15 protein-coding genes are annotated in these 15,837 nt (G+C 64.6%); 8 read left to right on the top strand and 7 right to left on the bottom strand.

Translation table 11 applies throughout. The annotated features are described in order from the left end of the window. Positions 1–50: 50 nt before the first annotated feature. Together GA615_RS28595 and GA615_RS22430 are read left to right on the top strand one after the other, a co-directional pair. The gene (locus GA615_RS28595) at positions 51–956 is read left to right on the top strand and encodes a class I SAM-dependent methyltransferase (RefSeq protein WP_315851685.1); all 906 of its coding nucleotides are present in this window, start codon (positions 51–53) and stop codon (positions 954–956) included. A gap of 37 nt (positions 957–993) precedes the next feature. Continuing rightward, positions 994–1,938 carry an ADP-ribosylglycohydrolase family protein gene (locus GA615_RS22430; RefSeq protein WP_161602491.1) on the top strand — a complete coding sequence of 315 codons (945 nt, stop codon included), beginning with the start codon at positions 994–996 and terminating at the stop codon, positions 1,936–1,938. Positions 1,939–2,056: 118 nt separating this feature from the next. On the opposite strand, the gene GA615_RS22425 is transcribed toward GA615_RS22430, so the two are convergent. The 3 genes from GA615_RS22425 to GA615_RS22415 all read right to left on the bottom strand — a co-directional run bounded on the left by GA615_RS22425 (position 2,057) and on the right by GA615_RS22415 (position 4,759). Continuing rightward, positions 2,057–2,665, bottom strand: coding sequence for a carboxypeptidase-like regulatory domain-containing protein (locus GA615_RS22425; RefSeq protein ID WP_152053564.1), 609 nt, complete (start codon positions 2,663–2,665; stop codon positions 2,057–2,059). Positions 2,666–2,872: 207 nt separating this feature from the next. Beyond that, positions 2,873–3,346 (bottom strand): carboxypeptidase-like regulatory domain-containing protein, encoded by a 474-nt coding sequence (locus GA615_RS22420; RefSeq protein WP_152053563.1) that lies wholly within the window; start codon positions 3,344–3,346, stop codon positions 2,873–2,875. Between the two features lie 369 nt (positions 3,347–3,715). Next, positions 3,716–4,759: a DUF1559 domain-containing protein gene (locus tag GA615_RS22415; RefSeq protein ID WP_235905619.1), complete on the bottom strand. Its 1,044-nt coding sequence runs from the start codon at positions 4,757–4,759 to the stop codon at positions 3,716–3,718. A 623-nt stretch (positions 4,760–5,382) separates the two neighbouring features. Here GA615_RS22415 and larC point away from each other — a divergent pair. From larC to GA615_RS22395, 4 genes are read left to right on the top strand one after another with little or no spacing between them, the layout of a single operon-like run. Then, complete coding sequence (gene larC, locus GA615_RS22410) at positions 5,383–6,675, top strand: nickel pincer cofactor biosynthesis protein LarC (RefSeq protein ID WP_152053562.1); 1,293 nt, start codon at positions 5,383–5,385, stop codon at positions 6,673–6,675. Between the two features lie 27 nt (positions 6,676–6,702). Continuing rightward, complete coding sequence (locus GA615_RS22405) at positions 6,703–7,281, top strand: hypothetical protein (RefSeq protein ID WP_152053561.1); 579 nt, start codon at positions 6,703–6,705, stop codon at positions 7,279–7,281. Beyond that, a complete protein-coding gene (locus GA615_RS22400) occupies positions 7,278–7,814 on the top strand; it encodes a hypothetical protein (protein ID WP_152053560.1) in 537 nt (178 codons plus the stop codon). The genes GA615_RS22405 and GA615_RS22400 overlap by 4 nt, the downstream gene beginning before the upstream one ends. Further along, complete coding sequence (locus GA615_RS22395; protein WP_235905616.1) at positions 7,811–9,061, top strand: glycosyltransferase; 1,251 nt, start codon at positions 7,811–7,813, stop codon at positions 9,059–9,061. The genes GA615_RS22400 and GA615_RS22395 overlap by 4 nt, the downstream gene beginning before the upstream one ends. A 15-nt stretch (positions 9,062–9,076) precedes the next feature. Here GA615_RS22395 and GA615_RS22390 read toward each other — a convergent pair whose 3' ends face one another. Further along, positions 9,077–9,595, bottom strand: coding sequence for a hypothetical protein (locus tag GA615_RS22390; RefSeq protein WP_152053559.1), 519 nt, complete (start codon positions 9,593–9,595; stop codon positions 9,077–9,079). A gap of 102 nt (positions 9,596–9,697) precedes the next feature. Between GA615_RS22390 and GA615_RS22385 the strand changes: the two genes are divergently transcribed. Continuing rightward, a complete protein-coding gene (locus GA615_RS22385) occupies positions 9,698–11,197 on the top strand; it encodes an aldehyde dehydrogenase family protein (protein ID WP_152053558.1) in 1,500 nt (499 codons plus the stop codon). A 105-nt stretch (positions 11,198–11,302) separates the two neighbouring features. On the opposite strand, the gene GA615_RS22380 is transcribed toward GA615_RS22385, so the two are convergent. From GA615_RS22380 to GA615_RS22370, 3 genes are all read right to left on the bottom strand, one after another. After that, positions 11,303–11,914, bottom strand: a complete 612-nt coding sequence (locus tag GA615_RS22380; RefSeq protein WP_152053557.1) for an HAD family hydrolase — start codon at positions 11,912–11,914, stop codon at positions 11,303–11,305. 158 nt (positions 11,915–12,072) lie between these two features. Beyond that, positions 12,073–12,903 (bottom strand): HD domain-containing protein, encoded by an 831-nt coding sequence (locus GA615_RS22375; RefSeq protein WP_152053556.1) that lies wholly within the window; start codon positions 12,901–12,903, stop codon positions 12,073–12,075. Between the two features lie 140 nt (positions 12,904–13,043). After that, positions 13,044–13,649 carry a cysteine hydrolase family protein gene (locus tag GA615_RS22370; RefSeq protein ID WP_152053555.1) on the bottom strand — a complete coding sequence of 202 codons (606 nt, stop codon included), beginning with the start codon at positions 13,647–13,649 and terminating at the stop codon, positions 13,044–13,046. 212 nt (positions 13,650–13,861) lie between these two features. Here GA615_RS22370 and GA615_RS22365 point away from each other — a divergent pair, with 212 nt between their 5' ends. Then, positions 13,862–15,229, top strand: a complete 1,368-nt coding sequence (locus GA615_RS22365; RefSeq protein ID WP_161602490.1) for a DUF1501 domain-containing protein — start codon at positions 13,862–13,864, stop codon at positions 15,227–15,229. Positions 15,230–15,837: the final 608 nt, after the last annotated feature.

Genomic DNA, 15,837 nt, shown 5'->3' with positions numbered 1-15,837 from the left:
GGCCGAGGTCTCGCTCCTGGTTCCTGCACCCGCGTGAGGGCCGCCGCCCGGTGATTCCCTTCCGTGTCAAACGTCTGTTGCTCCCGATCTGGAACGGCGGCCATCACCTGGCCTGGCGACTCGGCGAATATGCCGGGGCGATCCGCCATCGCCGGTTCGATCGCTGTACCGTCTGCGGGCGATGGGGGCCAAAACTCTACCGACGCTGGGTCATCCGCCCTGAACTGGAACGGCGATCGGGCGTCGCTCCCTCTGCGGTCGAGGCCTGGGCACGCAAGGAGTCGTGCGATTGCCCCTTCTGCGGCGCGAAGCTTCGCGCCCGTCGCATGGCCGAGGTTCTCCTCTCCCTCTACCCCCTCGGCGACCCTCCCGCACCGGCCCCTTCCCTCCGAGACTGGGTTGCTTCTCCCGAAGCCAGAGCCCTCCGCGTGGCCGAGGTCAACGAGATCGAGGGATTGCACACGTTCCTCCTCCTGCTCCCCCGCCTGTCGTACAGCGAGTTCCGCGACGATGTCGCCCCCGGCGCCGTGGTCGGCGGCGTTCGCTCCGAGCACCTCGAGCGATTGACCTACCCCGACGCCTCGTTCGATCTGATCCTCTCCTCCGAAACCCTCGAACACGTTCCCGACCTGACCGCCGCCCTGAGCGAGATCCACCGCGTCCTTCGCCCCGGAGGCTGCCACATCTTTACAGTGCCACTGTTGCCCGGAGTTCCCCAAACGTTCCCCCGCGCCGTTCGCCTCGCGGATGGCTCAATTGAGCACCTCGCCACGCTGGTCTCCCATCCCGGAGGCGATTGGGGCTACCCCGTCTTCACCGAGTTCGGCGCCGATCTGCCCGAGATCCTCCGACGCTCTGGGTTCGAGGTCGATCTCTGGTTCGGTCCCGTTCGGGATGACGACGTCTGCCAGGTCTTCTCCTGTCGGAAGCCGACGGAACCGTGCTCGCCGCAATGATCGTCCCTCTATCCCTTTATTCGGAGGACCTGCTCTCATGTCCCCCCTGCCCTCCCTCGATCAGTTCCAGGGGTGCCTGATCGGACAGGCTGTTGGCGACGGACTGGGAGCGCCTTATGAAGGAATCCCTCCCGAGTTCATTGCTGAGGTCGGCCCTGCCGAGGCGATCGTCACCGATCCCCCTCATGAGACCCTTCGCTACACCGACGACACCCAGATGGCCCTTGGTGTGGCCGAGGCCCTTGTTGCGCACGGGACACTTCACGAAGATTTGCTCATGGCGACGTTCGCCGGTCATTACGATGTGAACCGTCGCTATGGCTTCGGTGCCCGCCGTCTCTTGCAGGCCCACCTCGACGGCGACGACTGGCGATCGATCGCCGATCATCACTTTCCCGGCGGATCATTCGGTAACGGAGCCGCCATGCGGGCCGCTCCGGTCGGCCTCTTCTTCTGCGACGATCTCGACACCGTGGCCAATCAGGCGGCGGCCTCGGCCCATCCAACCCACCGGCACCCGCTGGGAATCGACGGCGCCCGACTCATCGCCCTGGCCACCGCGATGGCCGCGACGATGCAACCGTTTGATCGCTTCGTTTTCTACCACGAACTGGCCCGGCACGCGCAGACCGTCGAATTCCAAGACCAACTGAACCGGGCCGCGGCCATCGATCCCGACGATCCCGCTCCGCCTCCGTTCGGCAACGGCATCGAGGCGCACTGCTCGGTCGTCTCGTCCATTGCGATCTTCGCCGCCGCTCCCGACGACTTCCCGAGGGCCCTCGCCCGAGCCCTCGCGCTCGGCGGCGATGTCGATACCCTGGCCTCGATGGCTTGCGCCCTCTGCGGTGCCCGAGTCGGACTCGACCGCATCCCGATGCACCTGGTCGCCCTGCTCGAAAACCGGCGCGAAGGGCGCGATTTCCTCCTCACGCTGGCCGGACGGTTGCACTCCGCGTCTCAATCGCGGCGTCGTCCGTGATCGGATCCGACGGCGTACCGACGGTCCAAACAAACAACGGAAACGGCAAAACACCGTTTCCGCTGTGTTTCGAGACTCCGGCTGTCCGCTGGGGAGAGAAAGGGAACGACCTGAGCGATCACTCCGGTTGCTCGCCCCCGTCCTCCGACACGGCGTTCGTCGTCTCCTCGGCAGTGGCGGATGCATCCTCTGCTGAGGTGTTTTCGGCGGATGCATCGTCGTCGGAGGACTCCTCCTCGGAAGGTTCCGGAGGAGGCAGTAAGGCGGGCAGGTCAAAATCGAACACGCCACCTGCTTCGGAGACGGTGACTCGGGTAGTCGCCTTCCCGAAGTCGCTCCATTCCGGGACGACGAGTTCCTTCGCCGCGAACATGCCGTAGGGCTTGGCCAGGCCAGAGCGCGGTGCCTGGCCATAGATCGTGCCATCCGGCCCGACGAGGTAGCTCACCGTCACCGAGTACTCGGCTGCCGCGGCGCCGGGGCGACCGAGATGAGTCAGGATGTACGTCCCGTCCTCGTCGGTTTCCCCGATGGCCAGCGTCCCCTTCTCGTCAACCTGAAGGAACGTGACCACCGCTTCCGCGAGCGGCTGACCCTCGACCGTGACCTTGCCGGTGACCGGAACCAGATCCGGTTCCTGCGGAAGTCCTCCGGAACCGTCTCCGCAGCCGGCCATCATCATGATGCCACTGCCGAATACCAGGGTGCAATACCATCGGAATCGCATCGAGGGGATGCTCCTTGTCAATCAAAACATCCAGTGAAAGTCGCGCAAAAAATGGTCAGTGACTCCTCGACCTAGAGCTTTCTTATTGTGAAGCGTGTGCTGAAATCACGTACGCAACCGAATCACCCGATCCCTTGAGTCGTGACGATCACGAACAGGCTTGATCAGCACCTCCTCACGATCGGTCGAGGCACCTCGAAGTCAGGGTTACTTGGTTCCCTTCGACTTGAAATCCAGGAGAAAGTCCGTCGCTCCTTCTTCGGGAACTTCGACCTCGCGGTCGAAACTCTGAGGAGGGATCGTCTCCTTCGTCATGCCCATCAGCTGTTTCTCGACCGAGGCCTTGGCAAACACATCGGGAACTTCTCGGCCATCGGGCGGTTCGATCTCCTCGGTCTTGCTCACCAGCACTCGGTAGGTTCCCGGCGCCAGGCCGCTGCGGCCCTTGAAGGTCATCTGAAAGTTCCCATTGGCGCCACTCACCTCAGTTCCGGAGGTGGCCACTGTGTTTTCTTCAATCGGGATGAACGAAAGAGTCGCTCCCTCCAACGGTTCACCGTCGAGGGTCACGACTCCGGCCACCGGCACCAGCTTCGGCCCGCCACCACACCCTGCGATGATCAGGGCAGTCATGACCGACGTGGTGACGCTACAACGAATCGCAAGCATGCGTAGAGCCATGGTGTCTTCCTGAAATTCTGATGAATCACTTCGGAGGTTCTCCGTCCGCGGCACGAGGGAGGTGAACGGCGCGCGACGGGGGGCTCCGTGCTCTTCCGACCGCGAGCCTCAGGCTGAGGGAACCGTCGGGAGTCTTGGCCGCGATTGAGGGGAAGGAGTCTCTTCAGAAGACCGAGTCTCATGAACGATGGGGGACGGCCCCCTCGGCAGTCCTCCGATGGGGGACGACCGAGGGCGGCCATCCCCCATCGGACAGGTTCCGAGGCGAGTGACCTCACAACCCCCAACCCTAATCTGTTCGAAGGGTCGGGGGTCGTCGGAAGTCATGCGACAAGGTCCAGATAGTGTGATCCTGAACGCTCAAGGAAATCAATAGGCGTCGGCACTGATCACCTCTCCACCTCGGATCGTTTGCAACGAGTGCCAGGTGAAGGGATTGATCGTGTCCTTGACGAATCGAACGCTCCCGTCACCCATGCAGACGTTCACACCACCGGGGTGTTCGCTCGACATGACCCAGGCATAGGAGCCTCGCTTGTTGCGCTCGCACGCGAGCGTGCCGTCCTGGTTGCCCCAGGGAGCGTTCGGGGTCGACTTCGGAGCCAACGCCGAGGTCGGCGGCCAGACGATCAGGTGGGTCGAGCTGTGCGTGCCGGAACCCCAGTAGGGGCCGAAGTAGAAGAAGCTGGCACACCAGTTCATGGTGTTCGAGGACTTCTCGCCGATCATCACCGTGTTGCTCAGCCCGTCCCGCACATCCTGCAATCGGGTCGAGGCGTCGTTGAAGTACATGCCCCGGTTGGTCGGCAGGTTCGGGGTGGACGGGGTGACGCAGTTGTAGTCGGTGTACTCCGCGGTGGCGGTGCCGTAATTGCTCCGGCGAGCATTCTGCATGCTGTACGGGCCAAACCCGTTGACATCGAAATTTTCGGCCGGCGGTGCCTGGTCGGAGGGGCAAACGTACGACGAAATCAGTGAACCGACCGAGGTCGTATTGACAAAGGCACTTCCAGCAATCCCGGCCGCTCCGGCCGTTTGCCAGGAACTGTTCGAAGACGCTTGAGAGAAGTTGTAAGCGTTGTACACGCTGGTCTGTTCCATGTACCCGAGAATCATGGAAAAGGCCGTCGTGTTCAGAATCGATCCTGCCGTGTTACCCGTGACGTAAGCACTTGTGCACGAGCCCGATCGAATTTTTGCAGGAGGCAAGGCCCCATTGCTCGATTCGTAGTTCATCATCGCCAGTCCAACTTGCTTCAAATTGTTCGTGCACTGGGCCCGACGGGCTGCCTCCCGTGCTGATTGGACTGCGGGAAGCAAGAGCGCGATGAGCACGCCGATAATGGCAATCACCACGAGCAATTCGATCAGCGTGAACGCACGGCGGGTTCGAGCGATGTTCGAGATCATCATGTAACCCTCAAAGGTCGTGAACCCATCGTCTTGAGCGGCCCACATGGGATGAAAAATGTGGGCATGATCAAAAACCGTTGGGCGGTGGGGAGTCCCTGCGTGGAGAGGAATTGAAGGACGGTGATTCGTTGAAGAGAGGTAGCGACAGAATGCATCTGGCCTGTGCTGATTTCAAGAACTTTTTTGAAACTTTTTGAAACTTTCGTGAACGCCCACGTGATTGGAGGCGTTGCTGGTCTGATTGGTCAACCAATGTGTGGCCAATACTGGGCCGTTTGTGAAAGTCGTAGTCGTTTGATCCGAGCGCGAGCTTCTCCCTCATTGCGGTGAGCGATGCGGTTCTCGGGAAAATAAAGTGTTGTGTGATCCGACGCGTTGGGTTGCTCATGAACCTCCCGACCTCATCCCGGGTTCTCCGAGTGGTCGGGTTCGAAGCGGAACGACCCGCCCCGAAAAGCGGACCCAGCTATAGAATCGTGCCTCACCCACGAGGTGGAAACGGAAACGGGGCCGGTGGAGGCCGCCGGTGCAGCGATCCAAAGGGTTGATCCGGCCTTGCTCAGTCGGAGGGCTCGGCTACAATCGACGGTCGCCCCGACTGGGCAAGAAAGGTGTGAGTCACGGTGCGCATTGCCTACTTCGATTGTTTTAGCGGGATCTCGGGTGATATGACCCTCGGCGCCCTCGTCGATGCGGGGGTCGACCCGCAGGCGATCCTCGGCGCCGTCCGAAAGCTCGGCCTGGAGTTCGACCTTACGTTCGAGACCGTCCGTCGCTGTGGTTTCCGAGCGACCTACGCGCGGGTTGTCGCTCCCGAGGAGCACGCTCACCGCCACCTGCCCGAGATCGAGGCGATGATCGACCGGGCCGAGCTTCCTGCCCGCCAGTCCGAGCTGGCCAAGCGCATTTTCGCCCGTCTCGGTGACGCCGAGGCCAATTCTCACGGAATTCCGGTCAACACCGTCCACTTTCACGAGGTTGGTGCGGTCGATTCGATCGTTGATATTGTCGGAGCCGCCGTCGGGCTCGACCTGCTGGGAGTCGAACGGTTCCAGGCCAGTGCCATTCCTCCCGGCCGCGGATCGGTTGTTGCGGCCCACGGGCGCATGCCCCTGCCCGCCCCCGCCACAGCCGAGCTCCTCCGAGGCGTCCCTCTCGCCGATTCGCCGGTCGAGATGGAATTGACCACGCCGACTGGCGCCGCCATTGTCTCGACCATCTGCGAACGCTTCGGCCCCCTGCCCGCCATGACTGTCGAAACGATCGGCCACGGCGCGGGGACGAAAGACCTCCCCGGTCAGGCCAACATGGTCCGTCTCTTCGTCGGCACCGTAGCCGAGTCACCCGACTCCGACCGGGTCTGGGTCCTGGAGACGAACCTCGACGACCTCCCCGGCGAACTGGTCGGCTACACAACCGGCAAGCTCATGGAAGCCGGTGCGCTCGATGCCTTCGTTACTCCCATCTACATGAAGAAAAATCGGCCCGGCGTGATGCTTTCGGTGCTGGGGACCGAGGCGAGCCTCCCCGAGCTGGAAGCGATCATCTTCCGGGAAACGACCACGCTTGGCGTCCGCCGCTACCCGGTCAGCCGTCACAAGCTCCGACGCCGGGCGGCAGTGGTCGAAACCCCCCTCGGCCCGGTTCGAGGGAAGCTCGGCTGGCTCGGTGACCGACCCCCGACCTTCAGCCCCGAATATGACGACTGCGCTCGGCTCGCCGCCGAACAGGCGGTGCCGCTTCGAGACGTCTACCGGATGGCCCACGAAGCCCACGCCTCCTCCGGAGCTGTTCCCGTCGAGCCTGCCCCCTTGCCCGACGCTCCCGCCCAACCGCATCCCGGCCACGGGCACAGTCACGACCACGGCCACGGCCATAGTCACGACCACGGCCACGATCACCACCATGACCACTGAGCCGATCATGGGTTCCGGGGCCTCTTTATGTTCACACTCGCACAGGTTATGGTGTTGCTGCTGCTTCAGGCGGTTCCGCTGGTGATGGTCGGGGCGGTGGGCGGGGCGTTCTGGATGCGTCGGCGGATGGTCCTTCAGGCCGATCCTCCGCGTGATTCGGTCGGGGAACGATTGGCCGCCCTCTCCGCTGCGATCGAACGGATCGAACAGGCCGTGTCATCATCGAGCCCGGACCCTTCGCGCGACGAGGCCCATCGCGCTCCTTCTGTTCGGGTCGATTGGCCGGCTCGATCTCCCCTGCCGGCTGCCCGACATCGGGACCGGGAACCTCAGCCGGAGACGCCAATCGCCCGTCCGACCTTGATCAGCGTCCCCGACCTTACCGGGCCGGGCCGGGTGGTCGGCTCGCAGGCGGAGGCCGCGCGGAACTCCTTGGTTTCAAACGACCTGGCCCGTCGCTTCGCCCGAATCTGGGGGATGGCCGATCACGGGGCTTCGGCCGATCGGATCGCCGCGGCCACCGGTCAGCCCATCGGCCAGGTGGAGCTTGTCTTGAACTTGCGACGACGCTTGCTCGACGATCCGAGCGTCGAGGTGCCCGAATGACCCGCAGTCCTCAACTCGACCCCGCGTCGGCCTCCTGTCTGGATCAGACCCGATCGGCCGTGATGAGTGTCCTGCTCCTGGACGGTCTCATGATTGCCGCCAGCGGACTGCTTCTGCGCCTGAGAGGGCCGGGCATCACCCTGGTCGCTCCCGACGAGGCCTACCGCCTGTCTCATCTTTGCTTGCTGATCCTGATGTTCCTGGGCTCGGCCCTCCGACTTATCGGAACGGCCCGGCCGGTCCTGGAGAACCCCAAGCATCGGCATCGCTGGTTCTTCTGGTCGCACGTCGGCAGCGCGGTGCTGGGCCTCCTGGCCTTACCGGTCGGATTCGCCTATGCCTGGGCGGTGCGTCCCAGGCTTTCGGCCGTCGGTCCCTTCTGGGCAGTGGCCCTGGTGCTGGGGTTGCTGGCGTTGCCTCGCCTCGACGAGATCCTTGGTTTTGATCGACCCATGCCTTCCCGTCTTCCGGAATCCCCCGAGGACGCCGAGGACACGGACCCGTCCCGGACTTCGAGCCCGTCTCACTCATGAACCTGACCTCCACCGAGCAGACCGTCCTCTGGATCTACGCCGCAATTGTGGCCGCCTGGCCGATCCGGCATGTGGTCATCACGCTCTTCTTCCGATGGCTTGATGTGCTCGACCTGCGTTCCCCTCGGTATGGAGGGGACGACCCTCCGAGGGTCACGGCCATCATTCCCGCGAAGGACGAGGAAGAGGCCCTCCCCGAGTGCCTCGACTCGGTTCGGGCCCAAACCTATCCCCATCTGGATATCCTTGTGGTCGATGACCGCAGTGCCGACGCCACCCCTGAGATTGCCCATCGGGCCGCCAAGGCCGACCCTCGGGTCCGGGTCCTGACCATCTCCGACGACATTCCCCCCGGCTGGACGGGCAAGACCCACGCCTTGCACCTGGCCGTTCCGCAGACCGAAGGGCAGTGGCTCTGGTTCCTCGACGCCGACACCCGGCACCATCCCGAGTGCCTCTCGATCGTCATGGAATACGCCCGAACCCAGAACGCGTCGCTCGCCAGCTTGCTGCCCGAGATGCGCTGCGAATCGTTCTGGGAGAAGGTCGTGACTCCCCTCGCCGGGATCGTCCTGATGCGGACCTATCCGACGTTCACCGCCAACAACGACCGCAAGAAGCTCGCCTTCGCCAACGGCCAGTTCCTCCTGATTGAGCGATCCGCCTACGAGGCGGCCGGAGGGCATGAGGCCGTCCGTGATCGGTTCGTTGAGGACATCGCCCTGGCCCGTCGGGTCAAGGCCCTGGGCCGATCAGTCAAAACGGCGGTTGCTCCTGAGATCAGCTCCACACGAATGTATACATCGCTCTCCACCTTGATCCGAGGTTGGAGCCGCATCCTGTACGATGCTCACGACCGCAAGCCGCTCCCCCTGATCGGCAAGATCCTCGAACCCTTGATCTTCAGCCAGACGGGTGACGTGGCCCTGATCGCCTCGCTCGTGATGCTCGCCCTCGGTCAGACCGGCCCGTTCGCCTGGTGGTTGCTGGGCCTGAGCCTAGTGCATCAGGTGCTCAAGCAATCGGTCCTTTATCGAATGTACCGGCTCAACTCACCGAAGACGGCCGGTTATGCCATGTACTACTCACTGGCCGGGATCGTCTCCGATGTGATCATCGCCCGGTCGCTCTGGATGTGCGTCACGGGCCGGGTGACCTGGCGGGGAACCTCGTACGGCGAACCGCTCGCCTCTCCGACCGATCGCACCCCGGAGGGAGTCGCCGGCCCCTCGGAGACGGCTCCCTGATCGTTCCGGCCCCCGTTACGCCCTGACTCCGGAGATCGGCGCGTCGTCGGTCCGCTCGCCGGTGGATTGATTCAGCAGTTCCGCCGGGATCCGGAAAATGGCGACCAGGGCCCACAGAATGCCCGCAATCACCAGCACCACCACCAGCAGCCCGGCTGCCCAGGGACCCACGGACGTTCGAAGAATGAACATGACCAGGGTTGTCAGTATGCCCCCGATGGTTCCCGCGACCATCGCCCGAGAGGCCCGGCCCAGCCAGGATGCTCCTTGATCCAGGTCGATCGTGGGACGGGCCGATTGCAAGGCGATCGACCCGGTAATCAGCCCCGCCGAGGCACCTCCCACGAGCACCACCCAGGTCTCGGCGGCGAGCGTCAACCATGCGGCCGACGTGGTCACGTCGCGGAGCAGTTCCCAGTCAACCATCCCGATCGCAACGGCCGAAACGACCGCAAACACTGCGCTCACAACCGGGGGAATCGTCAGGTAAAACGGAGCCGCGATCACCCTCCTCACACCCCTTAACGCGGTCATCGGACCATTCCTTTCATCCGCGGTGGTCTCTGTTTTCGTGTCGCTTGATTTCATGTGCCGCAAGATCAATGCCGAACAATTTCCCGGACGGGAGGCCCGACCATGACGACCTCCGTTGCAGACCCGCTGATCGCTCGGAACCCAGCGACCGGAGCCGAACTGGCCCGGATCGCCGGCACGGCTCCCGATCAGGTGGCCCAGCGGGTCGATCGGGCGGCGAACGCCCAGCGATCCTGGGCCGATCGACCGTGGTCGGAACGCCGAGAGGCGTTGCGACGATGGCACCGGGAACTCAGTCGGAGGGGGGATGCGCTGGCCGAGGCCGTCTGTGCGGAGATCGGCAAACCGATCGGCGAGGCGATGGCCGCCGAGGTGATCCCGAGTCTCGACGCGCTGCGCTGGACGATCCAGACCGCCGGCCGGGTGCTAGCCCCTCGGACCGAGTCCCCCCGCTGGCAACGGTGGCTCCTGATGCCCCCGGCTCGGATCGAGCGTCGGCCGCTGGGGGTGATCGGCGTCATCGGCGCCTGGAACTACCCGATCTTGCTGAATGCGCCGGTAATTGCTCATGCGATCGCCGCAGGGAACGCCGTGGTCTGGAAGCCGTCCGAGCTGTCCTGCCATTGTGGGGCCCTGCTTCAGGAGACGATCGACGCGGCCGGCCTGCCCGAGGGGCTTGTCTCGATCGTCCAGGGAGGACCGGAGGTCGGCTCGGCGCTCGTCGATGCGAACGTGGCGAAGCTCATCTTTACCGGAGGGCTTCAGAACGGCCGACGGGTGCTGGAGGCGCTCGGTGCGAAGGGAATACCGGCAGTCGTGGAGCTGTCCGGGTTTGATGCGGCGGTGGTCTTGCCCGATGCCCCTGACGATCGCACCATCGCCGCGCTGCGGTGGTCGGCCTTCCTTGGCGCCGGTCAGGCGTGCATGTCGGTCAAGCGGGTGTTCCTCGTCGATCGCCCGGCCGAGTCCTGGGCCGAGGCCTTTGCCAGGCAGGCCGATGCGCTCCGATTGGGCGACCCGAGCCGATCCGACGTGGACCTTGGCCCGTTGATCTCCGATCGGGCACGCGACGCCGTCCATTCCCAGGTTCAGGCGGCCCTCGCGGCCGGTGCCCGATTGCTGGCGGGAGGCGAGCCGATCGACGGGCCGGGGTCGTTCTATCGTCCGACGGTTTTGCTGGCGGATCGGGGCAACGAAGCGGCCGAACGCGCACTCGAAGGGATCTTCGGCCCGGTGGTGATCGTTCGTGAGGTGACCGACGACCAGGCCGCCGCCGAGGCGGTGAACGCCAGCCGATTCGGCCTGTCGGCGAGTGTCTGGGGGCTTGACCGGCGACGGGCTCGGGCGCTGGCTGCTCGGCTCGATGCGGGGGTCATCGGGGTGAACGAGGCCACGAGCTTCTTTGCCCTCGCCTCGGCCCCGGCCGGAGGCATGAAGGCCAGCGGATTCGGCCGGGTCCATGGCGCGGAGGGTCTGATCGAAATGACCGCCCCCCGAACCTTCGTCGCCCGATCGCTTAAAGCTCCTCGGCCTCAGGTCTTCCCCTATTCGGCCCGCCTGGGCCGAGTCTTGAGTCTGTATCGACGCATCGTCCATCGGTAAATCGTGGGATCATGGTCGGTTCAACTCGCTAGGTTGTCTGATTCCTTTTGAATCATCCGGTCGCATGGTTCGGCCTGCGCGGAACCCTGGCGCCGAGCCTGGGCTTCACGACTCGAGACCGTGTTCCTTGAGGAACTCACGGAGCGGATCGACGCCGGTATAGAGCACCGCCTGGAATCCGGCGGCGAGGGCCGCCTCGACGTTCAAGGGGCGGTCGTCGATGAACAGGGCTCGCGTCTTCGAGCAACCGGCGATCCCGAGCGCCGCCGAGTAAATCGCGTCGTCCGGCTTGGCCAGGCCGAGATAGCACGAGGTGAGAAATCCTCGGAAAATCTCATGGAGCCGAAACGTTCGCACGCGATATTCGTGCAGTTCTCTCGATTCGTTGTTCAGGGTAAACAGGTGGCACGAGTCGCGCCTGGCCAGTGTGCGAACCCATTCGAGGGCATCGTCGATCGGCTGCGACTGGCTGTACATGAACTCCTGGAACTCGTCGATCGAGAAGGTTCGGGGGCGGTAAAAGACGGTGCGGCGCAGGTAGGTATCGAGGGTGATCCGACCCGTCTCGATGGCGGTCTTCGACATCTCGTGACGGGTTTGGAACTCCTGGTAGTCGATGCCGAACCGCTGAGCGGCAAGCTTGCGGCTGCTCGTGTCGAAGCCGTTGGTCAGCAACACGCCGCCGACGTCGAAAAAGAGGGTGGGTTTGTCGTGCATCGAGACGATCCTTGGGAAGACGACGGCCCTGGGCCATCGGTCTCGCCCGGGGGCTGTCGAGCGGGGTAGGGACGGGGCGAGGCAACCGGCCCGTCCGGGACGACGGGTTGTGCGTGGTCAGGAACTTGATTCAGGGACGAGGGAGAATCGAGGGGGCCTCAGCCGTCGAGATAGGCTTCGTCTTCGAGCCCTTTCAGGTACGTGAGCGCTTCCTCGATGGTCGGAACCGGAGCGCCGGGGACTCGGCCTTCGCGGTCGAGCCGACCGAGCAAGAGCAGGTCTTCGAGGCTCTGGTCGTCTGTTTCGATGCCGGGGACGCGGCGGGCTCGACCACCGGGGGCCGCGTCGATGGCGGCTCGAGCGTCGCGGTGGTGGGCAATGAGCCATCGGGTCCGCTCGGGAATCGCGCCGTCGAGCGCCTCCAGTCCGGCGGTGACGTGATCACTCAAATCAATGGCCTTGCCGACGTCGTGCAGCAGGGCGGCGAGCAAAAATTCCTCGTCGAACGGCCGCTCGGCTCGGGCCAGTTCGAAGACCTGAAGGCTATGGTACAGCGCGTCGCCTTCGGGGTGAGAACGTGCGCTTTGCTTGACCGTTTCCAGGGGATCGAGCCGCAACTTGTAGAGGGCGAAGCGATCGAGGTGGTCGGCCAGTCGGGGGGGCTCGGCGTCGGGTTCCGGCTCGGGGACGAGAGGGGCCGCGCCGGCGGCCTCGGCCTCGGCCCGGTCGCGGACCAGGGTGATGACAGCCTCGCGGACCTCGTGGTCCGTCGGCAGGTCGCCGGGGCGAATCCGACGGCCGAGCACGGCAGCAGCCTGACGCTTGGCGGTTGAGTAGTCCGCCTCGCTCGCCTGACCGAGCGGTCCGGAACCGGACTCGGGGGCAAGCTTGGGATAGAGCCGTCGAGCCGCTTCCTGGGCGATTTGCTGGCGAAGCCGGTCGTCGGCCCGAGGAGCTTGCTGGCGTCGCTTGTACTTGTCCGGTCGCATGATGAATCTCGGCGTTGGCGGGCATCTGGAGGCCGGGTCGGGCTCGTCCCGAACAACGCATTCGATATTGTACGCTTCGGATTGCCAGGCGCGGAAGGATGTCGGCTCGCGGGAGGCTCGGTGGCGTGAACCTCGACTCCTCAAGCGCTTCCGCAGATGGCATCCGTGGTGGTGCGTTCGACTCCCAGGCGGTCGAACTCGGCCAGGACGGTTTCGGAGGCCGACGGATCAACGGCTTCGATGGCGTCGGTCACGACGGCGACGCGATAGCCACGGTCTCGAAGACCCCGAACCGCGCAGGCGACGCAATAATCGGTCGCCACGCCGTAGACGACGAAGGTCGGCTCGTTTCGGCCGTACCAGGCGATGACGCGGTCGGCCTCGGGGTGCGAGAAGACCTCATAACGACGCTTTTGAAGCGTCAGATGTTCGGGGACGGACTTTGGCGGCTCGAAGTGGTCGTCGGGGCCGATCATCAGGCTGTTCGGCCATCGGGTTTCGTCGACGCGATCGGCCCCCGGCGTGCCGACGAGACAGTGAGGGGGAAACGGTTCGGGGTCGGGTTCATCCAGTTCGTGAGCGCATGCGGTGGCAATGATGGGGATGCCATGATCGCGGGCAAAGGCCGTCAGGCGGGCCAGGTTGGGCCGGATCGCCTCGGAACCCCGGATGAACAGGGAACCATCGTGATCGAGAAAGTCGCGCTGAGTGTCCACATCAACGAAGACACGAGAATGATGCTGCATGGGTCGGTGCCCCCGCACTTGCCAGTTGATATCGGGCGGCGTCGCCCGAAGATCGGAGCCGGAAGGGATCTTGGATCGGAGTGTAACGGTCGATACGATGGTGAAGATACCCAGACGTCGGAGATCGCGTCGATTCCTGGCCGCGATCCGGCGGCGAGCGGTTCTCGACTCTCCTCAACACCGGGCGATCGTCCATGATGAGGCCCCTGCCGATGGGATTCCGAACGGTTTCGCGTCGGGACGTCCTGCGTGCCGGGGCGCTGTCGTGGCTTGGCCTGAACCTCTCGGACGTGTTCCGGGCTCAGGCGCTGGCGAGGCCGTCGGCTTCGACGTCGGTTCGGCCGATCCGAGGGGTGATCCTCGCCTTCTGTCCCGGTGGCCCGAGCCACCTGGAGACATTCGACCCGAAGCCCGACGCACCGCGAGAAATCCGAGGGGAGTTTGACACGATCGCCACGGCGATTCCGGGCGTCCGGTTCGGTGAACACCTGCCGAGGATCGCGGAGGTGGTCGATCGGATGACCCTGGTCCGGTCGATGCGGACGACCAGCCCTGTGCATGAACTGGCCGTGCATCGCCTGCTCGGCGGAGTGGACGAGGTTCCGCCCGGGACCGGCGTGGCGGCCTCTCGGAAAGATCAGCCGCATCTGGGCGCGGTGCTTGCCGCGACCCGGTCGGCGCCGGAGGGCCTGCCGCATGCGGTCATCCTGCCGACCAACCTGACGTTTGAAGGGGCGGTCTTCCCCGGACAGAATGCCGGGTTCCTCGGCCCGAGGTTCGACCCCTGGCATATCCTCGGCGACCCGACCGAGGCCGGGTTCGGTCCCGAGACACTGGAGCTTCCCGAAGGACTCTCGGTCGATCGCCTCGATCGGCGCCGATCGCTGCTGGAGACGGTCGACGAGGCTCGCCGAGGATGGGATCGGCTGGCAGACTCGACTCCGATGGACGAGTTCCGCCGCCAGGCGATCGCCATCGTGACGTCGCCGACGTGCCGCGAGGCGTTCGACCTGGAGCGGGAAGACCCTCGCCTTCGAGACCGCTATGGCCGGACGTTGATGGGCCAGGGGTTGCTGCTCGGGCGTCGCCTGGTCGAGGCCGGGGTCCCTTTGGTGCAGGTGAACCTGGGAGAGTCGAACGTCTGGGATACGCATGAGAAGAATTTTGAACGTCATCGCGAAATCCTCTGCCCGCCGTTCGATCGCGCCGTCTCGGCCCTGGCCGAGGATCTGGATGCGAGGGGCCTGAGCGACGAGGTTCTGGTGATCGTGACCGGAGAGTTTGGCCGGACCCCTCGGATCGGCCAGCCGATCAAAGGGGGGGCCGGCGCCAAGCCCGACGGTCGCGACCACTGGCCGGCCGTCTTCAGTTCGCTTGCCTTCGGCGCGGGGGTTGGTCGGGGCCAGGTCCTCGGCTCGAGCGACCGGCTCGCCTCGTTTCCGACGACCGAATCGTTTACCCCCGCCGACCTGGGGGCGACGATCCTTGAGGCCCTCGGCATCGACCCGACAATTGAACTCCACGACCCCCTCGGCCGCCCCTTGCCGATCAACCGTGGCCGGCCGATCCCCTGGTCGTGATCAGATGAAAGCTCCTATGAAATTGGGGTTTGTGGTCAAAGGAATGGGTTCGTTTCGTCGGGGTGTGCGGAGCGAAATGGGTTCGTTTCGTCGGGGAGAGGAATTCTGAACGAAGGTGGTTGCGGGGCCAGTCCCAGGTTGAGACGGCGTAAGCGAAACGGGAAGGTTGAACGCGAGGGGGCGCGCTGGGGGGACGGGAGGTGGTTAAGGGGCGGTTGAGGGAGGAGGGCGGGAGGATCGGCACGGGGGACTCGCCAGGGAAATCGAGGAAGAGGAAGCAGATCCGACCGATCGGCCCCTCTCTTGAAAAGATCGTGGCCGAGGGAGGGTTCAGTCACAAAATCCGGGAGGAATTCGAAAACGCGTCGTGACGTCGTGGATCGTTCCGAGGCTCCGACCGGCCCAGGACGCCAAGGGAGCGTACCCGAGGGGGTGCCTGGAGGGGAGCGGCGGCGCGGGACGGTGTTCGAGACTGGCCGGTCGGTGAGACGACCGGTACAATAGGCACGATCGGATCGGACTCCGGAATCGATCAGGGGAGCGTCGGCCCGAACTTCGGCGTCAAGGCGACTCCCCTTCACTCAGATTGAGCCTTTGCACCGACGGAG

This window comes from Tautonia marina (assembly GCF_009177065.1).
Classification (GTDB): Bacteria; Planctomycetota; Planctomycetia; order Isosphaerales; family Isosphaeraceae; genus Tautonia; species Tautonia marina.
Note: the sequence above shows the minus strand (reverse complement) of the source record. Positions and strands in the feature narration are given on the sequence as shown.

What these genes read in the sequence shown, in the direction of transcription:
- GA615_RS22430 (WP_161602491.1), top strand. Translation starts at nt 994, where the DNA reads ATGTCCCCCCTGCCCTCCCTCGATCAGTTCCAGGGGTGCCTGATCGGA.
- GA615_RS22425 (WP_152053564.1), bottom strand. Translation starts at nt 2,665, where the DNA reads ATGCGATTCCGATGGTATTGCACCCTGGTATTCGGCAGTGGCATCATG.
- GA615_RS22420 (WP_152053563.1), bottom strand. Translation starts at nt 3,346, where the DNA reads ATGGCTCTACGCATGCTTGCGATTCGTTGTAGCGTCACCACGTCGGTC.
- GA615_RS22415 (WP_235905619.1), bottom strand. Translation starts at nt 4,759, where the DNA reads ATGATGATCTCGAACATCGCTCGAACCCGCCGTGCGTTCACGCTGATC.
- GA615_RS22405 (WP_152053561.1), top strand. Translation starts at nt 6,703, where the DNA reads ATGTTCACACTCGCACAGGTTATGGTGTTGCTGCTGCTTCAGGCGGTT.
- GA615_RS22400 (WP_152053560.1), top strand. Translation starts at nt 7,278, where the DNA reads ATGACCCGCAGTCCTCAACTCGACCCCGCGTCGGCCTCCTGTCTGGAT.
- GA615_RS22395 (WP_235905616.1), top strand. Translation starts at nt 7,811, where the DNA reads ATGAACCTGACCTCCACCGAGCAGACCGTCCTCTGGATCTACGCCGCA.
- GA615_RS22390 (WP_152053559.1), bottom strand. Translation starts at nt 9,595, where the DNA reads ATGACCGCGTTAAGGGGTGTGAGGAGGGTGATCGCGGCTCCGTTTTAC.
- GA615_RS22385 (WP_152053558.1), top strand. Translation starts at nt 9,698, where the DNA reads ATGACGACCTCCGTTGCAGACCCGCTGATCGCTCGGAACCCAGCGACC.
- GA615_RS22380 (WP_152053557.1), bottom strand. Translation starts at nt 11,914, where the DNA reads ATGCACGACAAACCCACCCTCTTTTTCGACGTCGGCGGCGTGTTGCTG.
- GA615_RS22375 (WP_152053556.1), bottom strand. Translation starts at nt 12,903, where the DNA reads ATGCGACCGGACAAGTACAAGCGACGCCAGCAAGCTCCTCGGGCCGAC.
- GA615_RS22370 (WP_152053555.1), bottom strand. Translation starts at nt 13,649, where the DNA reads ATGCAGCATCATTCTCGTGTCTTCGTTGATGTGGACACTCAGCGCGAC.
- GA615_RS22365 (WP_161602490.1), top strand. Translation starts at nt 13,862, where the DNA reads ATGGGATTCCGAACGGTTTCGCGTCGGGACGTCCTGCGTGCCGGGGCG.